We start from the raw sequence: 21,933 nt of genomic DNA on the forward strand, positions 1-21,933 counted from the left end.
GAAATTCTTTCATGTCGCACGTATACGTATTGGTAGAACACTCCGCAGGTGAACTTGCCGAGGTAACCGGAGAACTCATCACTGCCGCACGTCCCTTGGGCGTGGTTTCCGCGGTTGTTGTCGGCGCGCAGGCTGACCAGTTCGACGCGGAGCTTGCCCAGCTGGGTGCAGCCCAGGTCGTCCAGGCCAGCGCTGCCGATTACGACCAGCGTTTGATTACCCCGGAGGTCGACGCCCTCGAGGCGCTGGCCAAGGCCAATCCGGCACCGATTCTGCTGGCTGCCACTCCGGCGGGCAATGAGATTGCCGGTCGTTTGTCGGCACGCCTGGCTTCCGGCGCACTGGTCAATGTTGATTCCGTCAACGCCGAGGGGGTTGCGACCCAGACGATTTTCGGCGGTTCTTACGAAACCCACACCAAGGCCACCGGCCCAAGCCCGATTTACACCCTGCGCCCGGGCGCGGTGGCCGCGGATCCACAGCCTGCCGAGGGCGCTGCAGCTCCCATGCCACTGCCGGCAGCCACCGCGAAGGACGCTACCGTGACCGCGTTTACCCCGGCTGAGAAGTCCGCTCGCCCAGAGCTGACTGCTGCCAAGGTCGTGGTCGCCGGCGGTCGCGGCGTAGGCGACGAATTCGCTTCCGTGGTCGAACCGCTTGCCGACGCACTCGGCGGCGCTGTCGGTGCCACCCGCGATGCCGTCGACGAAGGGTTCTACGACCCGGCCCACCAGGTCGGCCAGACTGGAGTGACCGTCTCGCCAGACCTCTACATCGGCCTGGGCATTTCCGGTGCCATCCAGCACACCTCCGGCATGCAGACCGCCGGTACCATCATCGTGGTCAACCAGGATCAGGATGAGCCTTTCTTCCAGATTGCAGATCTTGGCGTCGTCGGCGACCTGCACGAGATTGCCCCGGCACTCGTGGCTGAGCTGGACAAGAGGAAGCAGTAAATGCCCTACGTCGACTATGCCGCCACGCAGCCGATGCGCCAGGCGGCTATCGATGCCTGGGTCGACGCCGCCGGGTGCCTAAACTCCGGCGCGCAGTATGCCTCCGGGCGCAAAGCACGCTCCGTGCTTGACGATGCCCGCGAGACCATCGCCCAGCTCCTTGGCTGCGAGCCCATCGAGGTCATTTTCACCGCCTCGGGCACGGAGTCCAACAATATTGCGGTCCAAGGACTCTATAACGCAGGGTCGACGAACCGGATTGTCTCGACTGATATTGAGCACCCGGCAGTCCGTGAGGTTGTCAGTGCGTTGGGCAAGCGCGGCGCCGATGTCGACCTGTTGCCCGTTGGTTCCGATGGCCACGTCTCTGACTTGTCCGCGCTGGATACGCCTGCCGATGTGATTGCGTGTATGTGGGCCAACAACGAAACTGGCACGCTGCAACCCGTGCGCGAGATTTGTGAGCACGCGCAGGGGCCGGTGCATGTCGATGCGGTGCAGGTCATCGGTAAGCTGCCCGTAAACTTTTCCGAGCTCGGTGCCACGACCCTGGCTGCCAGTGCACACAAGTTCGGCGGTCCGCGCGGAATCGGTTTGTTGTTGGCCAAGCGCACCCCGGCACCGCAGCCGCTGATGCTTGGCGGTGGCCAGCAGCGCGGCATTCGCCCCGGCACCATCGATGTTGCCTCCGCGGCAGGACTTGCCGCAGCCTTAAAAGAATCCTGCGCCGAGATGGAGGCAGAAAACAAGCGGCTTGGAGCCCTGCGCGATAGGTTGCGCGATGGGGTTCTGGGCAGCATCGATGACGTCGCCGTCCATACCCAGGAACCGGCGTTGAGCTCGCATGTGCAGTTTTCCTTCCCCGGTACCGATAGCGATTCCTTGCTGTTGCTGCTGGATCAGCAGGGCATCGAGGCTTCTGCCGGGTCGGCGTGCTCGGCAGGCGTGCAGCGGATTTCCCACGTCTTGGAAGCGATGGGCGCAAGCGATGAGGTTGCCCGCGGCGCACTGCGCTTTACCCTTGGCCGCGATACGACCGACGAGGACGTGGAGTTTATTCTGGATAAACTCCCGGACATCGTTAAGCGTGCGCGTCTGGTGTAGCGTCCCTACGAGGTGTGGCCCCGCCCTGGAACTTGGTAGTCCAGGCGGGGTCTTTGTAATGCGCAGGCACAGCGCCACCGAGTAGTGCTTTGGCCAGTCCGGCAGCCTCTGGAGTATTCAACTTTGGTAGCTCGCCATCAGAGGCAATAAGGATGATGTTGCCGTAGCGCCGGCCTTTGAGCATCGGCGGATCCGCAATCACTGCGACGTTGCTAAACACAGCGTTGAGCCCAGCAATCTCGGCTTTCGCTCCCTGCAGATCCGAGTGGTCGCCGCAATTAGCCACGAATAACCCTTGCGGGCCAAGAGAGTTATAGGCAGCCTGGAAAAACTCCTGTGTTGTCAACGAATGGGGAGTGGTATCACCTGCAAAGACGTCACGAATGATTACGTCGCGGCTTGCCGGCTGAAAAGTCTCGGTGACTGCACGGGCTTCGCCGACGCGGATTTTGACGGTCGGGGAGCGGGGGACATCGAAAAGCTCGCGCGTTAAATCAGCCAACTTGCCATCCAGTTCGACGACAGTGTGGCGGGATTTGGGCCACAAGTGCGCAAAATAGCGCGGGAGCGAACAGCCCGCACCACCTAAGTGCGTCATCCGCAGCTCGTCCGGAGCTACCGGCAGAAGCTTCTCGATGGCAGCCGCAATCCAGCGCATGTACTCAAAATCAAGGAGTTCTGGTTGGCCTAAAACAATATGCGAGCTGGGCACACCGTTGACGTGGAGGAGAAAACCATCGTCGTAGTAATTATCCGCGATGACCTCGGCGGTGCCAGTGGAAATCTCGTAGGTGCCAGTAATCGAAGACTCACGCTTTCTGCCCATAAAACTCCACTTTAGGCACCAGGAGGTATTGCGAGTAGACTGACCCGGCAAGTTGGAAGTCAAACGGAGGGAAACAATGCGTGTATTGGTAGCCATGAGCGGCGGTGTGGATTCCTCTGTGGCCGCAGCCCGTGCCGTGGAAGCCGGACACGACGTCGTCGGCGTGCACTTAGCACTACACCAGGACGCCCAGCAAACCCGTGAAAAAGCCCGTGGTTGCTGCTCGCTGGAGGATTCCGCGGATGCCCGGCGTATCTGCGACAAGCTCGGTATCCCGTTTTATGTCTGGGATTTCTCCGATGAGTTCAAACAAGAAGTCATCGGCGATTTCGTCGACTCCTACGCTCGTGGTGAAACCCCGAACCCGTGTTTGCGCTGCAACGAAAAAATCAAGTTCCGTGCCCTGCTGCAAAAGGGCATGGCTCTTGGCTTCGACGCGGTGGCCACCGGCCACTACGCCACCATTGACTCCGAGGGCTACATGCGACGCTCCAAGGACGAGAACAAGGACCAGTCGTATGTGCTGGGTGTGATTTCCGCGGAGGAATTAGAGCACTGCTTTTTCCCCATTGGCGATACCCCGAAGCCACAAATCCGGGAAGAAGCCGCCAAGCATGGCTTTTCGACGGCCTCTAAGCCCGATTCCTACGACATCTGCTTTATCCCCGATGGCAACACCCAAGCGTTCTTGGGAAAGCACATCGGTTTGCGCCCAGGCATGATTGTTGACCAGGAAGGCCAGGAGCTCAAAAGCCACGACGGCGCGTGGAACTACACCATCGGCCAGCGCAAGGGACTTGATATCAAGGCACCAGCTGCCGATGGCCGACCGCGCTACGTCACCGACATCAACGCTGAGACCGGCACCGTGACCGTCGGCGCACGCGAGGACCTTAAAGTCACCGAGATTCAGGCAGACCGCCTGAAGTACCTCCACCCGGCCATGGATGGCGAAGTCGACTGCGAAGTCCAAGTCCGCGCGCATGGCTCCGTGGTGCCGTGTCAGGCAATCATTGATCGCGACAACGACACCATGACGTTGTCCCTCAGCGAGCCACTACAAGGAGTAGCCCGGGGACAAGCCGCGGTGTTGTATCTTCCCAGCCCCGATGACCTGGGCGATATCGTGCTGGGGTCGGGAACTATCTGCGCAACGAGCTAAATTAAACTCATCGCGCCCAAATCCCTCGTGGGATGCGGGTTCTTTCGAGGAGGGGCCTTACCTGGTGGTTTGTAGACAATCTCACCGTCCTCGCGGATGATATTGCCCCGATAACCATCGCCTTTGCCCACCACGGAGTTGTGATAGCCACACAACATGGTCAGATTCTCCGGATGCGTCCCACCACCTTGAGAATGGGCGTGCATGTGGTGGACCTGGCAGCGATCCGCAGGCACACGACAGCCCGGCCAGGGACAGACGAGCTGCTCAGCCATAGCGAGCACGCGCTGCTTAAACGACGCAAAGCGCGTCTGGTACAAATTCACCGGGCCATGCACCGGGTGAAACAACCCGGCAAAGACCTCATCGTCTTGCGCGGTGCCCAACCACTGCGCACCGGTCATCGTCGTGCCATCCGAACACCCCAGCACGACGTCATCGCCATGCCCGCGCAAAATACGCACGTACTCCGGCAAGCCAATGGCCACCACCGTGCGATAAGTCGGGGTGACCAGATTGCCGCCGTCGTTTAAGAGTTGCCAGAAGGCATCGGCAAGCGAGCGCTCATCACCGTGGTCTTCGACCATTTCCTCTAGCGTCTTGCGCAGCGTGGAAATCTTATCCGGGGTATCGCGGATGTGCATGCTCCACTGCTTCTCGCTGTCCTGGTTCATCCGCAAACCGCGCTTCGGGCTGGGCGGTTCCACGAACTCCGAAATCTGCTCTTTGGCCTGCTGCTTGACCTCCGCAAAGGAACCACCCGCACGCAGCAGTCGCAAGCGAAACTCCCACTGCTGGCCTACGTCCTTAATCCGGCGGGCATAGCTTTCAATGAGTTCTAACCGGTGAATCGAATAACCCTCCGCAGCGTCGACGGCCTCGCGCTGTTTCGCGGTGAACTTCGTCTTGTCGTAATACACCTTGGCCATTCGCGCCCAGGACTTCGTCTTCGCCGGGTCAATATCGAGGTATTCGGCCAAGCGGTAGGCGGAGACAAATGCTTCGCGCAGCACATCGAGCCCGACGAGGCGGGCATCGGAAAGCGTGTGCGAAACTGTCATGTGCGCCACAGTAGCGAAAGAAAATCCCTTCTGACCAGCGATTGTGTAATGTCTCCCAAAATCGAATTTTTCGGAACCATAAGCCTAAAACTTCAGTCCAATAAGGGTTTAGGGGTACGCCAAAAACTAGACTGTGGGCAGACAAATTCTTAAGGAGGCTACGTGGTCGCATTCGGCATCGGACCTTATCCTGGCAGCAACGTCGCTGAGGCAGCAGATATCATCCTCAGCGAAACCGGCGGGCTGCCGCACTTGCCGCAGTTTCCCGACCGGGGCCTAGGCTCCGACTTGGTCGGCCGTACTGCTGCAGTGCTTTCCGATGTCCCCTTAGACCGCGGACCCCGCTCCTGGCGCATCACCGACCGCCCGCAACTAATTACCCACCAGCTGCGCGACCAACTAGAACGCGACTTAGATGCCGTTCAGGAAGTCTGGGGTGAGGACCTTGAGCGAGTCAAGGTCCAGGTGGTTGGCCCGTGGACGATGGCTGCCGCCCTCGAGCTGCCCAATGGGCACCGGGTGCTCACCGATTATGGTGCGGTGCGGGATGTGCACGGGGAGTTGCAGGTGGGCATCGCCAAGCATTGCCAGGATGTCGCCCGGCGCTTTAATGCTGAGGTGATCCTCCAACTAGATGAGCCCATGCTTGCCGATGCCCTACGCGGTCTTCCCGGCACCACCGACTTCGACCCGGTGCGACCAGTGCCAGCTGAGGTAGCTTTGGATACGTTGGAGCGATTCGAACCGGATTACCTTCATCTTGGAACTCCGCTGTGGGAGATTCCTGTAGGCACGCCGCTGCTGGAGTTTGCGGGGCTGGATACCCCGGAACACCTAGATGGGCTGGGGCAGTGGTTGGATGCGGGTAACCGAGTGGGGTTGGGGCTGCATCGGAAAGCATCGGCGCGGGAGGCCGCGATTGAGCTGGCGCGGCACATGGACCGACTGGGCTTGCAGAAGGAGTTACTCGCCACGGCGGTGGATGTCTACCCCGTGGAGGTCGAGGGCGCCAAGGACTATGCCTACGTAGCGGAAGTGGCAGAGATTTTAGGCAGGGACGCAGGCGACCTTTAGGAAATCATTGGCCAGGCGGTAGAGACATCGCTGGCATCGCGGCCGCGGCCTTCGAGGTACTTCTTGAACGCCTCGCGGTCTTCGAACCAGCGCACAGCTTGGAACTCCATGAGCTCATCGTCGTCCTTTTGCGCAAGTTCGGGATAGTACTGGCGGACTTGCTTCCAGGCCACGCGGGCGGCGGCAAGGGCATCGGCCGTTGCTTCGTGGGCGTTGGTGAGTTCGACGCCATAGTGCTTGGAGACCTCGCCCAAGGTGCGCTTGCCCTTGCGCCATTTGTCCATCACGCGGTCGATGACGAAGGGATCATAGACGGGGCCAGTAACGGTGAAATCGCCCGTGAGCGCCCGCAGCACGGAGAGATCATAAGCGGCGTTGTAGACCACCAACGTCAGACCCTCGTCCCAGGCGTTCTTGATGGCTTTGACGGTGTCATCTAAGACCTCATCGTGCGGGCGGCCTTCCGCGCGGGCTTTCTCGGTGCTAATGCCGTGGATAGCTGCGGCGGCCTCGGGGATCTCGACGCCTGGGTCGGCGAGCATTTCCTGGGACTGCACATCGCGGCCATCGATACGCACTAGCGCAGAGGTCACGATCTTAGCCTCCTTCGGATTCGTCGAGGTCGTTTCCAAATCGAAGGAGAGCATGCGGGAGGCGTCGAAAGTCATGCCCCTTACTCTAGTAGCTAGCCCGGACACGCGTTCGGTACTGTGATCCTGTGAGCAATTCGGGAAATGATCCACAGCAATGGCAACGCGACTGGGCAGAATTGGCCCAGGAAGTCCGGCGGCATCGGGAGCTGTATTACAACGGTGAGCCCGCGATTCCGGATGCGGACTTCGATGAGTTATTCCAGAAACTCCTGCAGCTCGAAAAAGAGCACCCGGAGCTAGCCACCCCGGATTCACCGACCCAGCAGGTCGGTGCCGCCCCGGAGGGTGCTGCGGACATTGAGCACCTCGAGCGGCTGATGAGCCTGGATAACGTCTTTAGCAACGACGAGATGCGCGACTGGCTCGAGCGCACTCCGGCCAAGACGTATCTCACCGAGCTCAAAATCGATGGGTTGTCCATCGACTTGGTCTACCGCGAGGGCAGGCTTGCAACGGCTGCGACGCGTGGCGATGGCCGCGTCGGCGAGGACATCACCAACAACGCCCGGGTGATTCCCGACATCCCGCATGAGCTCACCGGCACCGAGGACTATCCAGTTCCAGGATTGGTGGAAATTCGCGGCGAGGTCTACATGCGCCCGGACGAGTTCGAAGAGATCAACGCCGCGCGCCGCGAGGACGGTAAACCGGCGTTTGCCAACCCCCGCAACGCTGCCGCCGGTGGTCTGCGGATGAAGGACCCGGAAGAGGTCAAGCGCCGACGCCTGCACATGGTCTGCCACGGCATTGGTGCCCGCGAAGGCTTTTCGCCGACCTCGCAATACGATGCCTACTCCGCCCTGGAAGCCTGGGGCCTGCCGGTATCGCCCTATACCAAGCGCGTGGACTCAGCCGAAGAGGTCTTAGAGCAGGTCGCGTACTGGGCCGAACACCGCCACGACGCCTACTTCGAAATGGACGGCCTGGTAGTCAAGGTCGACGACCTTGGTTCCCAGCGCGCCCTGGGTGCTACTAGCCGTGCACCGCGCTGGGCGATTGCGTACAAGTACCCGCCGGAGGAAGTCACCACGAAACTTATCGACATCGAAGTCGGCGTCGGCCGTACCGGACGTGTGACTCCCTATGCCGTCATGGAGCCGGTGTTTGTCTCTGGTTCCACGGTGTCGATGGCCACCCTGCACAACCAGTACGAGGTCAAGCGCAAAAACGTGCTCATCGGCGATACGGTGATCATCCGCAAGGCCGGCGAAATCATCCCGGAGGTCCTAGGCCCGGTGCTCGAGCTTCGCGATGGCAGCGAAAAAGAATGGGTCTTTCCCGACAACTGCCCCGCGTGCGGAACCACGCTCGCACCGCAAAAAGAAGGCGACCAAGACTGGCGCTGCCCGAATACCCAGTCCTGTCCAGCACAGCTAGCCGCGCGCCTGGAATACTTGGCTTCCCGCAAGGCACTCGACATCGAGGTCCTGGGCGAAAAAGCCGCTATCGATCTCATCGAATCCGGTGTGCTGCAAGACGAATCCGGGCTGTTCGAACTCGATGAGGAAAAACTCACCCAAACCAAGGCCTTTACCACCAAGAAGGGCACGCTCAACGCCCAAGGTAAAAAGCTGCTGAACAACCTAGAGACCGCCCGCAACACCGATTTCTGGCGCGTACTCGTTGCGCTATCGATTCGCCACGTCGGCCCGATCGCCGCCCGCGCCCTGGCATCCCGCTACGGATCCATGGAAGCCCTGCGCGCCGCTGCCGTAGAAGACCTCGCCGAAACCGATGGCGTCGGCAGCATCATCGCCGAATCCTTCAAAAACTGGTTTGAAGTCGACTGGCACCAAGCAATCGTCGAGAAGTGGACCGAAGCTGGCGTGACCATGGAGATCGCCGCCGAAGACAAACCCAAACAGGTCTTAGAAGGCCTCACTATCGTCGTCACCGGCACCCTAGAGGATTTCACCCGCGATTCCGCCAAGGAAGCGATTATCTCCCGCGGCGGCAAAGCCACCGGCTCAGTATCGAAGAAGACCGACTATGTCGTGGCAGGCGACAACGCCGGATCCAAGGAAGACAAAGCCCGCGACCTCGGTGTGCGCATTCTCGATGAAGCAGGCTTCAAGCAGCTGCTCGATACCGGTGAAGTAGGGGACTAGGAATGCGGATTGCCGCTTTCGATATGGATGGCACCATCTATATCGACCACCAGATTGCCCCGGCCACCGCTCAGGCCATCAAGGACTGGCAGGCCGCGGGCAACCTCGCCATCGCTGCTACCGGCAAGTCGCTGGATCCGTGCCGGAACGCCCTGCGCAGCGGCAACCTCACCATGGATTTCCACCTGCTCAACAACGGCACGGTGCTTACTGATCGCAACTTCGACATCCTCATCGAGCAGCACGTGCCAGACCAGCTGGTTACCGACTCCTCGACACCTACGCGGGCACCAAGGGCTTAAACATCTACGTCGCCAGCATGGACCGCCCCGACCGGTTGCTATGGCGCGGCATCGACGGCGCGCATCCCTTCATCCCGCACGTCCAGGAAGTCCCGCTCACCGACGTCCGCATGTCCAAAGTCGTCCTCTTGGCACTTTGGGCGCCCGGGAAACAAGCCCTATTGGAGGAGATCGCTCAGTGGGCACAGAACAACTACCACTTGGAGATCTCTTTTAACAGCGGGCTGCTGGATATGATGCCGCCGGGCAATGATAAGGGTGTGGGCATCGGAAAGCTTTTGGCTCACCTGAACTTAACCCGGGACCAGGTGGAGCTATATACCTTTGGTGATTCCTACAATGACCTGCCCATGCACATGCTTGCCGATGCCTCCTTCAGCTTCCCCTGGGCACCCAACGACATGCAGAGCCAAGTCACGCATGTGATTGATGATGTGCCGGCAGGACTGCAGGCTTTGCTGAGCGGGAAGGTTTAGTCGCGCAGGAATGCACCCAAAATGGTGCTGATGTTGCCCAGGTGCTCAACCTCAGAGGCAAGGTAGTCAGGGCCGCCGGTACGGCCCATGACGATAACCAGGCCGGTATCACCCAGCGGGGCTGCCGCCAGCGCGGAGTCGAGCAGCGACCAGGACTCTGGAATCCAGGCTTCATCTTCGGGGCGCAGGCTGCGCGCGCGGTCGACCTTGATGTCCGCAGGAACAGTGCCGTCATCTTCCGGGGCAGCCGACGAGGACGCCAGGCGATGAATCGGCTCGTTGTTGTCCACGACAATGGCCCAGGTCGACGTCAAGGCCTTCGGGATAGCGGAAGCAACCTCCTGCATCGCGGCAGGAACATCATTGACCTTGGAGGCCACCTTCGCCAGCAGCTCGATCTGGCCGCGGCGATCGACCCGGCCGGAAAACGGGCGGATGGAATCGACTTCTACGCCCGGAACAGCGTTTGCGGCAGTAATCAGCGAATCGGCCATGACCTCGGCCGGCAGCTCAATGACGATGTCATCCATCACGGTGCCATCGGGGAAGACCTCCACGATGTCCACGGATTGGATGTTGCCTTCGACGAGTCCGAATGCGTCGGCAAGCTGGCCTAAGCTGCCAGGGCTATCGGGCAGGAGTACGCGAATCAAAAAGGACATGTCGAAGTTTCTTCCATTAGCGGGTAGTCCGGCCCATGATACCTATTGCTCGGCAGAGACCTCAACAGGGCGCGTCTAAAGTGCCGCGCCCTGCTGGAGTATGGAGCACGCCTCGTGAGATTAGGGCCACCGTGGAGCGGAAGCATGCCGTGCAGTAGCATGGTGCGATAGCCATTAACGTGACATTTATGCACAAAGAAAAAGGATGGAGATCGCGTGTCTGAGATTTCGCGTGAAGAGGTCGCCCACCTCGCTAAGCTTTCTCGCTTGGCACTTGACGACGAAGAATTGTCGCAGTTCGCCGAGCAAATCGACGAAATTGTGGACGCTGTGTCCGCTGTCGGAAACGTGGATGCCGAAGGCGTGGAGCCTATGAGCCACCCGCACTCGGTAGATGCCCCGATGCGCGAGGACGTCATCGTCCGCACCCTCACCGCCGAGCAGGCCCTCGACCAGGCTCCGGCTGCTGAAGATGATCGTTTCGTAGTTCCGCAGATTCTGGGAGGAGAATAAATGTCGAACTTTGTTGCTCCTGCTGAAGGCGTACTGTCGCTTACTGCTGCCGAACTGGCAGACAAGATTCACTCCCGCGAGCTGACCTCCCGTGAGGTCACCCAGGCTTTCTTAGACCGCATCGCAGAAACTAACGGAGAGCTGAACTCCTTCCTGCACGTTGGTGCTGAGGAAGCACTGGCAGCTGCCGATGCCGTCGATGCCTCCCTCGATGCCGGCGAGAAGCCTGCTTCCGCGCTGGCCGGTGTGCCGCTGGCGCTGAAGGACCTGCTGGTGACCACCGATGCCCCGACCACCGCGGCATCGAATATGCTCGAAGGCTACATGGCGCCTTACGATGCCACCGTCACCAAGCGTCTGCGCGAAGCCGGCATCCCGATTCTGGGCAAGACCAACCTGGATGAGTTCGCGATGGGTTCGTCGAATGAGAACTCCGCGTATGGTCCGGCGAAGAACCCTTATGACACCGAGCGCACCCCGGGCGGTTCCGGCGGCGGTACTGCCGCAGCACTGGCGTCGGGCCAGGCACCGCTGGGCATTGGTACCGATACTGGCGGTTCTATTCGCCAGCCAGCCGCGCTGACCAACACCGTCGGCGTGAAGCCGACCTACGGCACCGTCTCGCGCTATGGCCTGATTGCTGCGGCCAGCTCGCTGGACCAGGCCGGCCCCTGTGCACGCACCGTGCTGGATACCGCACTGCTGCACGAGGTCATCGCAGGCCACGATGCCTTCGATGCCACCTCTGTGGATCGCCCAGTTGCTCCGGTGGTAGAAGCTGCCAAGGAGGGCGCCAAGGGTGATTTGAGCGGTGTGAAGGTGGGCATCGTTAAGCAATTTGAGCGCGATGGCTGGCAGGACGGCGTCATGGATGCCTACCATGCGGCCATCGAGCAGCTGAAGTCCCAGGGTGCTGAGACCGTCGAGGTTGACTGCCCGCACTTCAACGATGCACTCGCCGCGTACTACCTGATTATGCCGTGTGAGGTCTCGTCCAACCTGGCGCGTTTCGACGGCATGCGTTACGGCCTGCGCGAAGGCGACGACGGATCGCATTCGGCCGAAGAGGTCATGTCGCTTTCGCGTGCCGCTGGTTTTGGCCCGGAGGTTAAGCGCCGCATCATGCTGGGTACCTATGCACTGTCCGTGGGCTACTACGATGCCTACTACCTGCAGGCACAGCGCGTGCGTACCCTGATTGCGCAGGATTTTGCCAAGGCTTTCGAGCAGGTCGACGTGCTGGTCACCCCGACCACCCCGACTACGGCCTTCAAGCTGGGCGAGAAGGCTGAGGATCCGATGGCGATGTACAACTTCGACCTGTGCACCCTGCCTCTGAACCTGGCGGGTCTGTGCGGTATGTCGGTGCCATCTGGCATGGCTAAGGACTCCAACCTGCCGACCGGCCTGCAGATCATGGCACCTGCATTTGCCGATGACCGCCTGTACAAGGTCGGTGCAGCCTACGAAGCTGGCCGAAACGCTTAGGGGTTTCCAGCTTTTCAACGCCGCGGGTTTTCCCTTCACCGGGGAAGACACCGCGGCGTTTGTCGTATCCAGGCGGAGTTAGGGTAGCCTTGCTAGAAATCATCAACGCGCGGGAGGACAAGCATGCAGACTCCGAAAGATTGGACTGAAGGCTTCAAGGCTGGCTTTGCTGCTGGCTTTGGCGATGGCTACCAGGAAGGCCTGGCTGTCGGACGCGCGGAAACCTACGCCGATGCCAAGGCGGCGTATAAGCAGGCTAAGTACGAAGCAAAGCAGCGCAAGTATCAGGCCAAGCAGGAGGCCAAGCCGCATAAGAAGGCGCGCAAGGCCATGGAGGCCACGGTGGTCGGCAAGGAGCAGATCTCGCCGGATATGGTGCGCTTGTACGTGCAGGCACCGGAGATTATCGGCAAGGAACTGGATAAGACCGACCACTACATCAAGATTTTCTTCGTGCCAGAAGGTGCGGATTATTCCTGGCCTTTTGACCTTGCCGGCATCCGGGAAACTCAGCCGCGTAATCTGCAGCCGGTCAAGCGCACCTACACGCTGCGCCGGGTGGATACGCGCACTGGTGAGATGGATATCGATTTCGTCTTGCATGGCGATAGCGGTCTGGCCGGCCCCTGGGCACGCGATGTTGAGGTAGGAGAGAAGTTCGGATTCGCAGGTCCTGGTGGCAAATGGGCACCGGAGGCACGCTTTGACCACTTTGTCTTTGGTGGCGATGAGTCGGCAGCACCGGCGATTGCTGCGGGACTGGAGCAGCTGCCTGCTAACGCTACTGCGGTTGCTTTCGTGGAGGTGGAAGCAAGCGGCCATGAAATTCCGATGCCGGAAGGCAAAGGCATTGAGGTGCGCTTTATATACCGCGAGGGTGCCATGCCCGGAGCTAAGCTGTCCAATGCCTTAAGCACCTACACCCCACCTACCGAGAACACCTCGTGGTTTATCCATGGTGTGGCAGAGATGGTCAAGAAGTTGCGCAGGTGTTTGTTTGTAGAAAGGGGCATCGCAAAGCAGGATGTGTCGATTTCTGGCTACTGGCGACTGAAGATGACCGAGGACGAATGGCAAGCGTCCAAGGGTGAGTTTGTCGCAGCGATGGAGCAGGAAGAGACTAAAAACTTAAAAGAAACTGTCGGTTAAATAGCTATAGGTTATTTTCTTCCTTGAGCCAGTTGCATTGGCGATTGTGCATACTAGGTTAGTGGATATGGCTTCCACTTTGTTTGCTAAGACCTTGTCCGCATCGGCTGCCGCGGTAGCCGCATTCACCATGGCCGGCATTGCGCAGGCTCAGACCATCCCCGAAGAACCGGCAGCACAAAGCACTGCCGGGGAGACTGCAGTACAGCCTGAGGTGCAAGACGCGCCACAGGTAAGTGAGGACCAGACCATGATCGTTCCACTGCCGGAAGACGCTCAGCAGCAACAGCTCAAAGGCAGTGCCAACGGCATCGCTGGCAGCCTCGAATCATCTGTGAATCCGAATGTCACCATGACGTTTAGCGAAGACGGCAACCTGAACTTCAACGATGGTTGTAACAGTGGTTTCACCACCTACGAGTTCACCGAAGACGGCGCGTTGCAGGTCGGCGAGCTGGCGACCACCCGAATGGCCTGCGATGAAGACACCCAGGCTGATGTCGACGCGTTTACCTCCATCTTGACCTCGAACCCGCACTTTTACCGTGTCGATGGCCAGACCCTGATGCTGGGCAGCCCGGAAGGTGCCATCGAATTCGTGGCGGCACAGCAGGCTGACGCCTAAGAACCAAGATCACTAGAACGAAGTCACGGCCCGCTGATAAGCGGGCCTTTACCTCTGTCTGGGCTAGCGGTTGCGGGAGTACACCAGGGGTTCGCTGATTGCCAGGGTGACGTTGTCGCCGATGTTGGGTCGGTCGGGGACTGTGGCGCGGAAGCTTAGCGCTTTATCGGTGGTGGAAGCCTTCGCGGTAATGCTGAAGGCATCGGACTCATAGAGCGAGGACAGCACCTTTGCGTGGAATCCGCTATCGGTGTCGACGACGTGGGTGTTCTTCGGTAGGGCTGCCACGGTGACTTCGCCTGCGAGGTTGTCGTCCATAGGAACGTATTCGCCGGGCTGCCAGGACACTCCGAGGTCGGTGCAGGTGATGGTGCCGGTTGAATCGATGTGGGCATCGAGAAGCGTTGCATCGTTCATAAACGTAGCCACAGTAGGGCTGGCAGGACGGTTGATGAGTTCGTGTGGGGTGGCGATGTGCTGGATGTGGCCATCGACAAGTACGACGATGCGATCGGCGATGGCCAAGGCTTCCTTGCGGTCGTGGGTGACATGGATCGTCGTTAAGTGCTCGTGCCGGGATAGCGCGACGAGTTCGCGGCGGAGGTTATCGCGTAAGGGTTCGTCGAGGGCGGAGAGAGCTTCATCGAGAAGTACTACCTGCGGGTTGGCCACGATGGCGCGGGCAAGGGCGACGCGTTGGCGCTGACCACCAGAAAGGCTGTCGGGTTTGCGGTTTTCGAATCCTGCGAGGCCAACGGTTTTAAGAACGTCCGCGACAAGTTGTTTGCGCTCAGCCTTAGCCACCTTGCGGCGGGCGAGCGGGTACTCAACGTTTTTGAACACCGACATGTGGGGCCAGACCGCGTGCTGCTGGAAGACCATGCCAATCTGGCGGGTTTCAGGCGCAGTACCGGTGACATCCTTGCCGCCGAGGCTTAAGCTTCCGGAGCTGGGCTGGACGAAACCGGCGATGGTGCGCAGCAGGGTGGTCTTACCGGAACCAGACGGGCCCACCAGCGCGATGAATTCACCCTGGTCCACAGAGAGGTTGATGTTTTCCAGGCCAACGGTGCCGTCGGGGAAGACGACGCCGAGTTCTTTGATATCGATCATTTCTTTGTCCTGACTGTCAGAGCAAGAGCGATGATGCCCACGGCTGTAAACATCAGCGAAAGCGCGGAGGCGGCGTTGTAGTCACCGGCCTGCTGGAGGTTGAATACTTGCACGCCAAGTGTGGTGGTGCCAGGGGCAACGAGCAGGATAGACACGGTTAGCTCGCGGACTGCTGTCACGGCCACGAGAACTGCACCCGAGATGGCGGCGGGGATGGCCATGCGGCCGGTGGTGCTGAACAACGCGTGGACGGGACCGGCACCGGAGACGCGGGCTGCTTCTTCGAGTGCGAGGGGAGAATTTGCCAAAGGTGCGCGTACTGCCTGGAGAACCAGCGCGGTGAACGCACACACGTAGGCGCCGAGGATAACCCAGATGGAGTTATAGATTCCGGTGTAGCGGCCGAAAATCAGCCAGGCAACACCGATGATAAGTCCCGGTAGTGCAGTGGGCAGAAGCACCTGCAGGGTGAGCACGGTGTTGCCAAACAGCTTGGTGCGGGTGACCAGTAGGCCGATGAGCCAGCCCAGCACACCGCACAGCAGTGCGGCCATGACAGCGAGGAACACGGAGTTTTGGAAGCCGTCGATTACGCGCGGGTTGTTTACGGCGTTGATGAAATTATCGAAGGTGATGGTCTCCCAAGTAAAGGGCACACCCGGTGCAGGAAGCAGTGAGCGATAGGCCAAGCCCAGCAGGGGAGCCAGCGTGATGACCAGGCCCACGACCCAAATCACGATGGTGGTAGGCATGCGCGCAGCGCCTAAGTCGAAGCGTACGGTGCTGCCGGCATCCTGAAGCTTGGAGGCTGCGAAGGCGGAGACGACGTAGTCAGCAATAACTGCGCCAATACCGAGGAAGAGCAGAACCACGCCGATGGTGGAAACCACCTGCAGTGGATTATCCACGGTGCCGGAATCCATGAATCGATAGATCATCGTCGCTAGCGTCTCGAAGCGTTCCGGGGAACCAATCAGCGCCGGGATTCCGAAGTCCGCGAGGTTAGCCACCGCAGTCAGCGTAAATGCCGAGAGCAACGCAGGCTTGAGCAGGGGAATAGTCACCGTACGGATGACAGTCCAGGGGGAGGAACCGGAAATGCGTGCGGCGTGTTCCAAGTCCGAAGGGATAGAGCGCAGCGCGGCCGAGAGAATGATGTAGACCGTCGGGTAGGAGTGGATGGTCAACAGTAGGATGACGCCGTCGGCGCCGTAGATGTTCCAGACCTCGCCGCCACGGCTAAATCCTTGGGCGGGGCCGAAAAGCTGAATCCAGGCGATAGCACCAATAAACGGCGGTACCAGCAGGGGAGAAAGCAGAAACAGGCGCAAGACACCAGAACCAGCAATGTTGGTGCGGTCCACCGCAATGGCAATGAGCAATCCGAACAGGACTGCACCAATAGCAGAGAGGAACGTGGTGTAAAAGGAATTCCAGACTGCTGTGCCTAAGCCGCTATCAAGCAGCGTGGGAACCTGGTTGCCGCCTAGGGCAAGGCTAACGACTAGACCCAAAGGGATGGTGAACAGGCCGATGACAATCAGCCAGGTTCCCAGCCCCAAGAGCCGGACGCTAGGTCGTTGGGGAGTTTTAAGACGCACGTTATTTAACGGCGTCCTGGAACTTCGCGACTGCAGCGTCCATGTTTTCGGTGATCGTATCCAGATCCGGGTCCATCAGCTCAATCTCGGACAGAGCCGGGGTGTCTTCTGGAGTATCGACGTCCTCGCGTACTGGCAGGTAAGCCTGCTCGACGGCAAGCTTCTGGCCTTCTTCGCTAATGAGGAACTCGATGTACTTCAGCGCTGCATCCTGGGCATCGGAGCTTTCGAAGATACCCGCAGGCTCAGAGACGTAAGGAACGCCCTCGGTCGGGTAGGACAGAGCAACCGGGGAGCCATCAGCCTCGAGGTCGCGGATGAGGTAGTCAACGACCACACCCACCGGGCGGGCACCAGAAGCAATCTCCTGGGAGGTCGGGCCGTTGGACTGGGCGATCATGGGCTGGTTTTCGCCGAGCTTTTCCATCCAGTCATCGTCAAGCTCTTCGTCCCAGACTGCTGCGTTGAAGGCTGCAGCACCAGAAACTGCCGGGTCCGGCATGATGAGCTGGTCGGCGTACTTTTCATCGGTAAGCTCTGCCCAGGATTCTGGAGCCTCATCGATTTCGTTGGTGTTGTAGGCAATCACCGTCGGGATGATGCGGGTACCGATGTACTTGTTTTCTTCGTCCTTAACTTCGTCGATAAGCGCATCGGTGTCCAGGTCAAGCTCAATGAGGTCGTCGCTGTAGCCTTCAAAGGTAGCGGCATCTGCGGCCCAGAGAATGTCAGCTTCCACCTCGCCGGTGCTCTTCTCGGACTCAATGCGGGCGTTCAAGTCGCCGGTACCTGCGCGGTAGACCTCGACCTCGATATCGGGGTGCTGCTCGTTGAAAGCAGCGTTGATTTCGTCGACCTTTTCCTCCGGCTCAGAGGTGTAGACGGTAATGGTTTGGGTCTCACCGGAGCCATTATCGGCCGCGTTATCGGAGCCAGTGGTGGGTTCGCTGCAGGCCACCAGACCTGCAGCGGTCAGGGACATTACTGCCGTGAGAGTAAGACGGCGCATGAGAGATCCTTTCGCAGAGTGCAAGAAATTTCATAGTCTCTGAACTTAGTGAACGAAAGGAGTCCCTGTAGTTAAAGTTGGGTAAATTCCCGTTATTTGGCGTCCGAAAGTGCGTAGGCAGCACCCGCAGTAACTCCGGTAACAGCCAGGACGGAAGGCCAGGAGCCGATCTTCTTGGCCAGTGGGTGGGAGGCGCCGAACGCGCCGACGTAGAGGGCGGTTAGGCCGGCGGTAGTGGGGATGTCGGTCTTGGCGGCCCAGCTGCGGCCAGCCCAGATACCAGCGGCTGCCAGCAGGACACCGCCAAGGGGACGGATGCCGGTTTCGCGGGCGGTGAGCCAGCCACCGATGAGGCCTACGCTGACGGTGGTGGCGGTGGAGACGGCTTCGGGCTTTTTAATTTCGATTGCAGACATATCTGGGATCTTAGGCTGATTGCGGCAACGGGGCTAGACTTTGCAGGCATGAGTCAGCCCACGACACAGGAAAGTTTTCAGCTGCCTCCAGAAAAGGACGCGTGGAAGGCGATGTTTGCCCTGTCGTTGGGCTTTTTCGTCTCTTTGCTGGACCAGTCGATGGTGGCTGTCGCACTCAGTGACATTCAACGTGAGTTGGGTGCATCGCTGAATCAGGTGATGTGGGTATCGGCGATTTATTTGCTGGCTGTCGTGGTCCCGTTGCTGCTAACAGGCAGGCTTGGCGATGTCTTCGGCCAACGCCGCATGTTCCGCATCGGCATGGCTATCTTCGGCCTTGCCGCGGTGGCGTGTGCGCTGGCCCCCACGATTGAAATACTTATCCTGGCCCGTGCTGTGCAGGGCATAGGTGCGGCGATGGAAATGCCGCAGTCCATGGCGGTGATTAACCGAGTCTTTGACCGCACCCGCCGCGGTCGTGCGCTCGGCGTGTGGGGAATTATTGGTTCCGTGGCAGCACTAGCCGGCCCGATCGTCGGTGGTGCTGTGGTCGGCATGTTTGGCTGGTACGCGGTGTTCTGGGTGCACGTGCCCTTCGCTTTTGCGGCAGTGATTCTGGCAGGCCTGTGGGTCCCGCAGCTGCCGACGACCGCTCGTTCCATCGACTACCTTTCTGTTGTGGTGTCCTTGCTGGCGGTCGGCGCGGTGGTCTTTGCCATCCAGCAGGGCCCGGAGGTTGGTTGGACCTGGTGGATTTGGGCGCTGCTGGCCGTCGGCATCGTAGCCGGTGTCGTCTTCGTCCGCTTGCAGGCGCGTGCTGCGGCACGCGGGGTAGAGGCCATGGTGCCGCTGCGGCTGTTTAAAGATAGGAACTACTCGGCTGGTTCTGCGGCGATTGTGACGATGGGCTTTATGGCGGCATCGCTCATGCTGCCAGTGATGTTGTGGCTGCAAACCGTCCAAGGCATGGATGCCGGGACTGTCGGGCTGGTGGTGGCACCGATGGCGATTGTGTCCTTTGTATTTTCACCAGTAGCGGGCATTCTGGCGGACAAGCTGGACCCGCGTGTGATGGCCGGTGCCGGCTTTGGCACGTTGCTCGTGGCTTTCGTGTTGGCGTGGACAGTCATGAGCGCTGGTGCTGCAGGGTGGTGGCTGGCACTGCCGATGGCGGTGATTGGTGTTGGCCAGTCGTTCGTCTGGGGTAGTAATGCCGCTACGACGATGCGTGATGTCTCGCCAACGCTGATGGGTGCGGCCTCGGGTGTGTACAACACCTCGCGTCAGGTCGGCTCGGTTATCGGTGTGGCTGCAGTGTCGGCGGCGATGCAGACTGGTGCGGGTGCGGGCGGCATCGCTAACTCGCTTCTGGTGATCGTCGTGATGCTGATTGTGGGCTTAGGTGCCTCGCTGATGTTTAGGGACACTCTGCATTCTTAAGGCTGCCGCGCTAGATTGGTTAGCATGCGTCTTGCTGTTTTGACCTCCGGTGGCGACTGCCCCGGACTGAATGCTGTTATCCGTGCCGTGGTGCGTACCGCGTCCAATGAGTTCGGCGATACTGTGCTGGGCTACGAGGACGGTTGGGTAGGCCTCATGGAAGACCGCCGTCGCGATCTTTACGATGATGCGGAAATCGACCGCATCCTGTTGCGCGGTGGCACGATTTTGGGCACGGGTCGTTTGCACCCCGATAAGTTCAAAGCGGGTCTGGACCAGATCAAGGCCAATATGGAAGATGCCCAGGTCGATGCCCTGATTGCTATTGGCGGTGAGGGCACGCTCAAGGGTGCGAAGTGGCTGGCCGACAATGGGGTGCCGGTTGTTGGTGTTCCGAAGACCATCGACAATGACGTCAACGCCACCGACTACACCTTCGGTTTTGATACTGCGGTATCTGTGGCCACGGACGCGATTGACCGTCTGCATACCACTGCGGAATCGCACAACCGCATCTTGATTGTGGAGGTCATGGGCCGTCACGTCGGTTGGATTGCCCTGCATGCCGGTATGGCTGGCGGTGCGCATTACACCGTGGTGCCGGAAGTGCCTTTCGATGTCGCCGATATCTGCAAGGCCATGGAGCGTCGCTTCCAGATGGGGGAGAAGTACGGCATCGTTTGTGTGGCCGAGGGTGCGCTGCCGAAGGAAGGCACCATGAACTTCTCTGAGGGTGATACTGACCAGTTCGGCCACAAGAGCTTCAACGGCATCGGCCAGGCCATTGGTGATGAGATTAAGGAGCGCACCGGCTACGACGTGCGCACCACGGTGCTGGGCCATATCCAGCGCGGCGGTACTCCGACTGCGTATGACCGCGTGTTGGCTACTCGCTATGGCGTGCATGCTGCCCGTGCTGCTCACGAGGGTAAGTCCGGCCAGTGTGTGGCACTGCACGGTGAGGATATTGAGCTGGTTCCGCTGGAGGATGCTGTCGGCAAGCTCAAGGTCGTACCGGAAAAGCGTTACCAAAACGCACAAGCCCTGTTCGGCTAGAACTAAAAACATTCGGCGGAGTCTTCGTAAAAGAAGGCTCCGCTGTTGTCGTTTTCTATATCCTGCGCGGTGTATTCGGGAGAATACACCGTGTTGAGTTCGTAGGCTGAGATGATAATCTCACCACATGGATACAGTTAATGAAACGAAGAAGCAGGACCGGGCGGCGCTCATTGCAGCGTTAGGCTTCCCGGTGCTGGTGATTATCGCTGGTATTACCGGCTACGTTGCTCCGGAAACGGCAAGTTCCTTTTCCTCTTATGTCTCGGTACTGCTGGGCATCGTGATGTTCGGCATGGGTTTGACGTTGCGACCAATTGATTTCGCGCTGGTGGCCAAGCGGCCGCTGCCAGTGTTAATTGGCGTGGTGGCACAGTTCGTCATCATGCCGCTGGTCGCACTGCTTGTGGTCACGATTTTGAACCTGCCAGCAGAAATTGCAGCTGGTGTCATCCTGGTCGGTTGTGCGCCAGGCGGTACAAGCTCGAACGTGGTGACTTATCTGTCGCGCGGTGACGTGGCGCTGTCGGTGACGATGACCTCTATTTCCACCCTGTTGGCACCACTGCTGACTCCGCTGCTGACCCTGTGGTTGGCAGGTGCGTACATGCCTGTCGATGCCGCCGCCATGGCCATGGACGTGTTGAAGGTCGTGCTGATTCCAGTCGTTGGTGGTCTGGTGGTGCGCATGCTGCTGCCGAAGGCGGTGGAGAAGATCACCGTGGTTCTGCCGTGGATTTCGGTGCTGGCGATTTCGGCGATTGTCTGCATTGTTGTTGGCGGTGCGCACGAGAATATCGCGACCGCAGGTGCGCTGGTGCTGGCAGCAGTGGTGCTGCACAACGGCATTGGTTACCTGCTGGGCTACCTGACCGGTGTAGTGACGGGGCAGCCGGTGCCGGTGCGCCGCACGATGTCCGTCGAGGTCGGTATGCAGAACTCTGGTCTGGCCAGCACCTTGGCTACGACCCACCTGAATCCGTTGGCGGCGCTGCCGGGTGCGATCTTTTCGGTCTGGCACAACCTGTCCGGTGCGCTGTTGGCTGCAGGTTGCCGCTACATCGATTCCCGCAAGACGGCGGACAAGTAGTGGGTGCCCCCCGAACCCAACGTGTCTACCTAATTAGATTCTTGTCTCA

Annotated in this window: 22 protein-coding genes; 14 read left to right on the forward strand and 8 right to left on the reverse strand. The window is 59.8% G+C overall.

All coding sequences use genetic code 11. The annotated features are described in order from the left end of the window. Window positions 1–11: 11 nt before the first annotated feature. Both UL81_RS04990 and UL81_RS04995 read left to right on the forward strand, forming a co-directional pair. Window positions 12–956 (forward strand): electron transfer flavoprotein subunit alpha/FixB family protein, encoded by a 945-nt coding sequence (locus tag UL81_RS04990; RefSeq protein WP_035105616.1) that lies wholly within the window; start codon window positions 12–14, stop codon window positions 954–956. Next, window positions 957–2,060 (forward strand): cysteine desulfurase family protein, encoded by a 1,104-nt coding sequence (locus tag UL81_RS04995; protein WP_046453337.1) that lies wholly within the window; start codon window positions 957–959, stop codon window positions 2,058–2,060. Here the strand turns inward: UL81_RS04995 and UL81_RS05000 are convergent. Further along, on the reverse strand, window positions 2,038–2,886 hold the full coding sequence (locus tag UL81_RS05000; RefSeq protein WP_035105614.1) for a spermidine synthase: 849 nt from the start codon (window positions 2,884–2,886) through the stop codon (window positions 2,038–2,040). The genes UL81_RS04995 and UL81_RS05000 overlap by 23 nt on opposite strands. A gap of 76 nt (window positions 2,887–2,962) precedes the next feature. On the opposite strand from UL81_RS05000, the gene mnmA reads away from it, so the two are divergent. After that, window positions 2,963–4,048 (forward strand): tRNA 2-thiouridine(34) synthase MnmA, encoded by a 1,086-nt coding sequence (mnmA, locus tag UL81_RS05005; RefSeq protein WP_035105612.1) that lies wholly within the window; start codon window positions 2,963–2,965, stop codon window positions 4,046–4,048. On the opposite strand, the gene UL81_RS05010 is transcribed toward mnmA, so the two are convergent. Beyond that, window positions 4,045–5,109: an HNH endonuclease signature motif containing protein gene (locus UL81_RS05010; protein ID WP_046453338.1), complete on the reverse strand. Its 1,065-nt coding sequence runs from the start codon at window positions 5,107–5,109 to the stop codon at window positions 4,045–4,047. The two genes, mnmA and UL81_RS05010, sit on opposite strands and share 4 nt — an antisense overlap. Before the next feature lie 162 nt (window positions 5,110–5,271). On the opposite strand from UL81_RS05010, the gene UL81_RS05015 reads away from it, so the two are divergent. Continuing rightward, the gene (locus tag UL81_RS05015; RefSeq protein WP_035105611.1) at window positions 5,272–6,183 is read left to right on the forward strand and encodes a uroporphyrinogen decarboxylase/cobalamine-independent methonine synthase family protein; all 912 of its coding nucleotides are present in this window, start codon (window positions 5,272–5,274) and stop codon (window positions 6,181–6,183) included. On the opposite strand, the gene UL81_RS05020 is transcribed toward UL81_RS05015, so the two are convergent. Further along, on the reverse strand, window positions 6,180–6,851 hold the full coding sequence (locus UL81_RS05020; RefSeq protein WP_035105609.1) for a 3'-5' exonuclease: 672 nt from the start codon (window positions 6,849–6,851) through the stop codon (window positions 6,180–6,182). The two genes, UL81_RS05015 and UL81_RS05020, sit on opposite strands and share 4 nt — an antisense overlap. A gap of 50 nt (window positions 6,852–6,901) precedes the next feature. On the opposite strand from UL81_RS05020, the gene ligA reads away from it, so the two are divergent. Genes ligA through UL81_RS11495 form a run of 3 tightly spaced genes read left to right on the forward strand, consistent with a single transcriptional unit; the run spans window position 6,902 to window position 9,722 of the window. After that, window positions 6,902–8,944, forward strand: coding sequence for an NAD-dependent DNA ligase LigA (ligA, locus tag UL81_RS05025; RefSeq protein WP_035105608.1), 2,043 nt, complete (start codon window positions 6,902–6,904; stop codon window positions 8,942–8,944). A gap of 2 nt (window positions 8,945–8,946) precedes the next feature. Continuing rightward, entirely contained in the window at window positions 8,947–9,246 is a 300-nt protein-coding gene (locus UL81_RS11490) for an HAD family hydrolase (protein ID WP_052097733.1), read from the forward strand. Window positions 9,247–9,263: 17 nt separating this feature from the next. Next, window positions 9,264–9,722 (forward strand): HAD family hydrolase, encoded by a 459-nt coding sequence (locus UL81_RS11495; protein WP_052097732.1) that lies wholly within the window; start codon window positions 9,264–9,266, stop codon window positions 9,720–9,722. Here the strand turns inward: UL81_RS11495 and UL81_RS05035 are convergent. After that, window positions 9,719–10,384, reverse strand: coding sequence for an ACT domain-containing protein (locus tag UL81_RS05035; protein ID WP_035105607.1), 666 nt, complete (start codon window positions 10,382–10,384; stop codon window positions 9,719–9,721). The genes UL81_RS11495 and UL81_RS05035 overlap by 4 nt on opposite strands. Window positions 10,385–10,600: 216 nt before the next feature. Here UL81_RS05035 and gatC point away from each other — a divergent pair, with 216 nt between their 5' ends. From gatC to UL81_RS11500, 4 genes are all read left to right on the forward strand, one after another. Then, a complete protein-coding gene (gatC, locus tag UL81_RS05040; protein WP_035105606.1) occupies window positions 10,601–10,897 on the forward strand; it encodes an Asp-tRNA(Asn)/Glu-tRNA(Gln) amidotransferase subunit GatC in 297 nt (98 codons plus the stop codon). Then, window positions 10,898–12,385, forward strand: coding sequence for an Asp-tRNA(Asn)/Glu-tRNA(Gln) amidotransferase subunit GatA (gatA, locus tag UL81_RS05045; RefSeq protein ID WP_035105605.1), 1,488 nt, complete (start codon window positions 10,898–10,900; stop codon window positions 12,383–12,385). 123 nt (window positions 12,386–12,508) lie between these two features. Continuing rightward, window positions 12,509–13,534: a siderophore-interacting protein gene (locus UL81_RS05050; RefSeq protein ID WP_407921718.1), complete on the forward strand. Its 1,026-nt coding sequence runs from the start codon at window positions 12,509–12,511 to the stop codon at window positions 13,532–13,534. A 67-nt stretch (window positions 13,535–13,601) separates the two neighbouring features. Next, on the forward strand, window positions 13,602–14,159 hold the full coding sequence (locus UL81_RS11500) for an META domain-containing protein (protein ID WP_052737446.1): 558 nt from the start codon (window positions 13,602–13,604) through the stop codon (window positions 14,157–14,159). Window positions 14,160–14,222: 63 nt separating this feature from the next. Here the strand turns inward: UL81_RS11500 and UL81_RS05060 are convergent, their stop codons facing one another. From UL81_RS05060 to UL81_RS05075, 4 genes are all read right to left on the reverse strand, one after another. Beyond that, window positions 14,223–15,272 carry an ABC transporter ATP-binding protein gene (locus tag UL81_RS05060; RefSeq protein ID WP_035105603.1) on the reverse strand — a complete coding sequence of 350 codons (1,050 nt, stop codon included), beginning with the start codon at window positions 15,270–15,272 and terminating at the stop codon, window positions 14,223–14,225. Then, the gene (locus UL81_RS05065) at window positions 15,269–16,834 is read right to left on the reverse strand and encodes an ABC transporter permease (protein ID WP_081961437.1); all 1,566 of its coding nucleotides are present in this window, start codon (window positions 16,832–16,834) and stop codon (window positions 15,269–15,271) included. Before UL81_RS05065 ends, UL81_RS05060 begins: the two co-directional genes overlap by 4 nt. Window positions 16,835–16,874: 40 nt before the next feature. Next, complete coding sequence (locus tag UL81_RS05070; protein WP_035105600.1) at window positions 16,875–17,882, reverse strand: ABC transporter substrate-binding protein; 1,008 nt, start codon at window positions 17,880–17,882, stop codon at window positions 16,875–16,877. Window positions 17,883–17,974: 92 nt separating this feature from the next. Continuing rightward, window positions 17,975–18,298 carry a hypothetical protein gene (locus UL81_RS05075; RefSeq protein WP_046453339.1) on the reverse strand — a complete coding sequence of 108 codons (324 nt, stop codon included), beginning with the start codon at window positions 18,296–18,298 and terminating at the stop codon, window positions 17,975–17,977. Window positions 18,299–18,346: 48 nt separating this feature from the next. Here UL81_RS05075 and UL81_RS05080 point away from each other — a divergent pair, with 48 nt between their 5' ends. The 3 genes from UL81_RS05080 to UL81_RS05090 all read left to right on the forward strand — a co-directional run bounded on the left by UL81_RS05080 (window position 18,347) and on the right by UL81_RS05090 (window position 21,884). Then, window positions 18,347–19,738 (forward strand): DHA2 family efflux MFS transporter permease subunit, encoded by a 1,392-nt coding sequence (locus tag UL81_RS05080; RefSeq protein ID WP_046453340.1) that lies wholly within the window; start codon window positions 18,347–18,349, stop codon window positions 19,736–19,738. Window positions 19,739–19,762: 24 nt separating this feature from the next. Further along, the gene (locus tag UL81_RS05085) at window positions 19,763–20,794 is read left to right on the forward strand and encodes an ATP-dependent 6-phosphofructokinase (RefSeq protein WP_035105599.1); all 1,032 of its coding nucleotides are present in this window, start codon (window positions 19,763–19,765) and stop codon (window positions 20,792–20,794) included. A 127-nt stretch (window positions 20,795–20,921) separates the two neighbouring features. Next, window positions 20,922–21,884, forward strand: a complete 963-nt coding sequence (locus UL81_RS05090; RefSeq protein ID WP_035105598.1) for a bile acid:sodium symporter family protein — start codon at window positions 20,922–20,924, stop codon at window positions 21,882–21,884. Window positions 21,885–21,933 lie beyond the last annotated feature (49 nt).

It is taken from the genome of Corynebacterium camporealensis (assembly GCF_000980815.1).
Classification (GTDB): Bacteria; Actinomycetota; Actinomycetes; order Mycobacteriales; family Mycobacteriaceae; genus Corynebacterium; species Corynebacterium camporealense.

What these genes read in the sequence shown, in the direction of transcription:
- UL81_RS04990 (WP_035105616.1), top strand. Translation starts at nt 12, where the DNA reads ATGTCGCACGTATACGTATTGGTAGAACACTCCGCAGGTGAACTTGCC.
- UL81_RS04995 (WP_046453337.1), top strand. Translation starts at nt 957, where the DNA reads ATGCCCTACGTCGACTATGCCGCCACGCAGCCGATGCGCCAGGCGGCT.
- UL81_RS05000 (WP_035105614.1), bottom strand. Translation starts at nt 2,886, where the DNA reads ATGGGCAGAAAGCGTGAGTCTTCGATTACTGGCACCTACGAGATTTCC.
- mnmA (WP_035105612.1), top strand. Translation starts at nt 2,963, where the DNA reads ATGCGTGTATTGGTAGCCATGAGCGGCGGTGTGGATTCCTCTGTGGCC.
- UL81_RS05010 (WP_046453338.1), bottom strand. Translation starts at nt 5,109, where the DNA reads ATGACAGTTTCGCACACGCTTTCCGATGCCCGCCTCGTCGGGCTCGAT.
- UL81_RS05020 (WP_035105609.1), bottom strand. Translation starts at nt 6,851, where the DNA reads ATGACTTTCGACGCCTCCCGCATGCTCTCCTTCGATTTGGAAACGACC.
- UL81_RS11490 (WP_052097733.1), top strand. Translation starts at nt 8,947, where the DNA reads ATGCGGATTGCCGCTTTCGATATGGATGGCACCATCTATATCGACCAC.
- UL81_RS11495 (WP_052097732.1), top strand. Translation starts at nt 9,264, where the DNA reads ATGGACCGCCCCGACCGGTTGCTATGGCGCGGCATCGACGGCGCGCAT.
- UL81_RS05035 (WP_035105607.1), bottom strand. Translation starts at nt 10,384, where the DNA reads ATGTCCTTTTTGATTCGCGTACTCCTGCCCGATAGCCCTGGCAGCTTA.
- gatA (WP_035105605.1), top strand. Translation starts at nt 10,898, where the DNA reads ATGTCGAACTTTGTTGCTCCTGCTGAAGGCGTACTGTCGCTTACTGCT.
- UL81_RS05050 (WP_407921718.1), top strand. Translation starts at nt 12,509, where the DNA reads ATGCAGACTCCGAAAGATTGGACTGAAGGCTTCAAGGCTGGCTTTGCT.
- UL81_RS11500 (WP_052737446.1), top strand. Translation starts at nt 13,602, where the DNA reads ATGGCTTCCACTTTGTTTGCTAAGACCTTGTCCGCATCGGCTGCCGCG.
- UL81_RS05060 (WP_035105603.1), bottom strand. Translation starts at nt 15,272, where the DNA reads ATGATCGATATCAAAGAACTCGGCGTCGTCTTCCCCGACGGCACCGTT.
- UL81_RS05070 (WP_035105600.1), bottom strand. Translation starts at nt 17,882, where the DNA reads ATGCGCCGTCTTACTCTCACGGCAGTAATGTCCCTGACCGCTGCAGGT.
- UL81_RS05075 (WP_046453339.1), bottom strand. Translation starts at nt 18,298, where the DNA reads ATGTCTGCAATCGAAATTAAAAAGCCCGAAGCCGTCTCCACCGCCACC.
- UL81_RS05080 (WP_046453340.1), top strand. Translation starts at nt 18,347, where the DNA reads ATGAGTCAGCCCACGACACAGGAAAGTTTTCAGCTGCCTCCAGAAAAG.
- UL81_RS05085 (WP_035105599.1), top strand. Translation starts at nt 19,763, where the DNA reads ATGCGTCTTGCTGTTTTGACCTCCGGTGGCGACTGCCCCGGACTGAAT.
- UL81_RS05090 (WP_035105598.1), top strand. Translation starts at nt 20,922, where the DNA reads ATGGATACAGTTAATGAAACGAAGAAGCAGGACCGGGCGGCGCTCATT.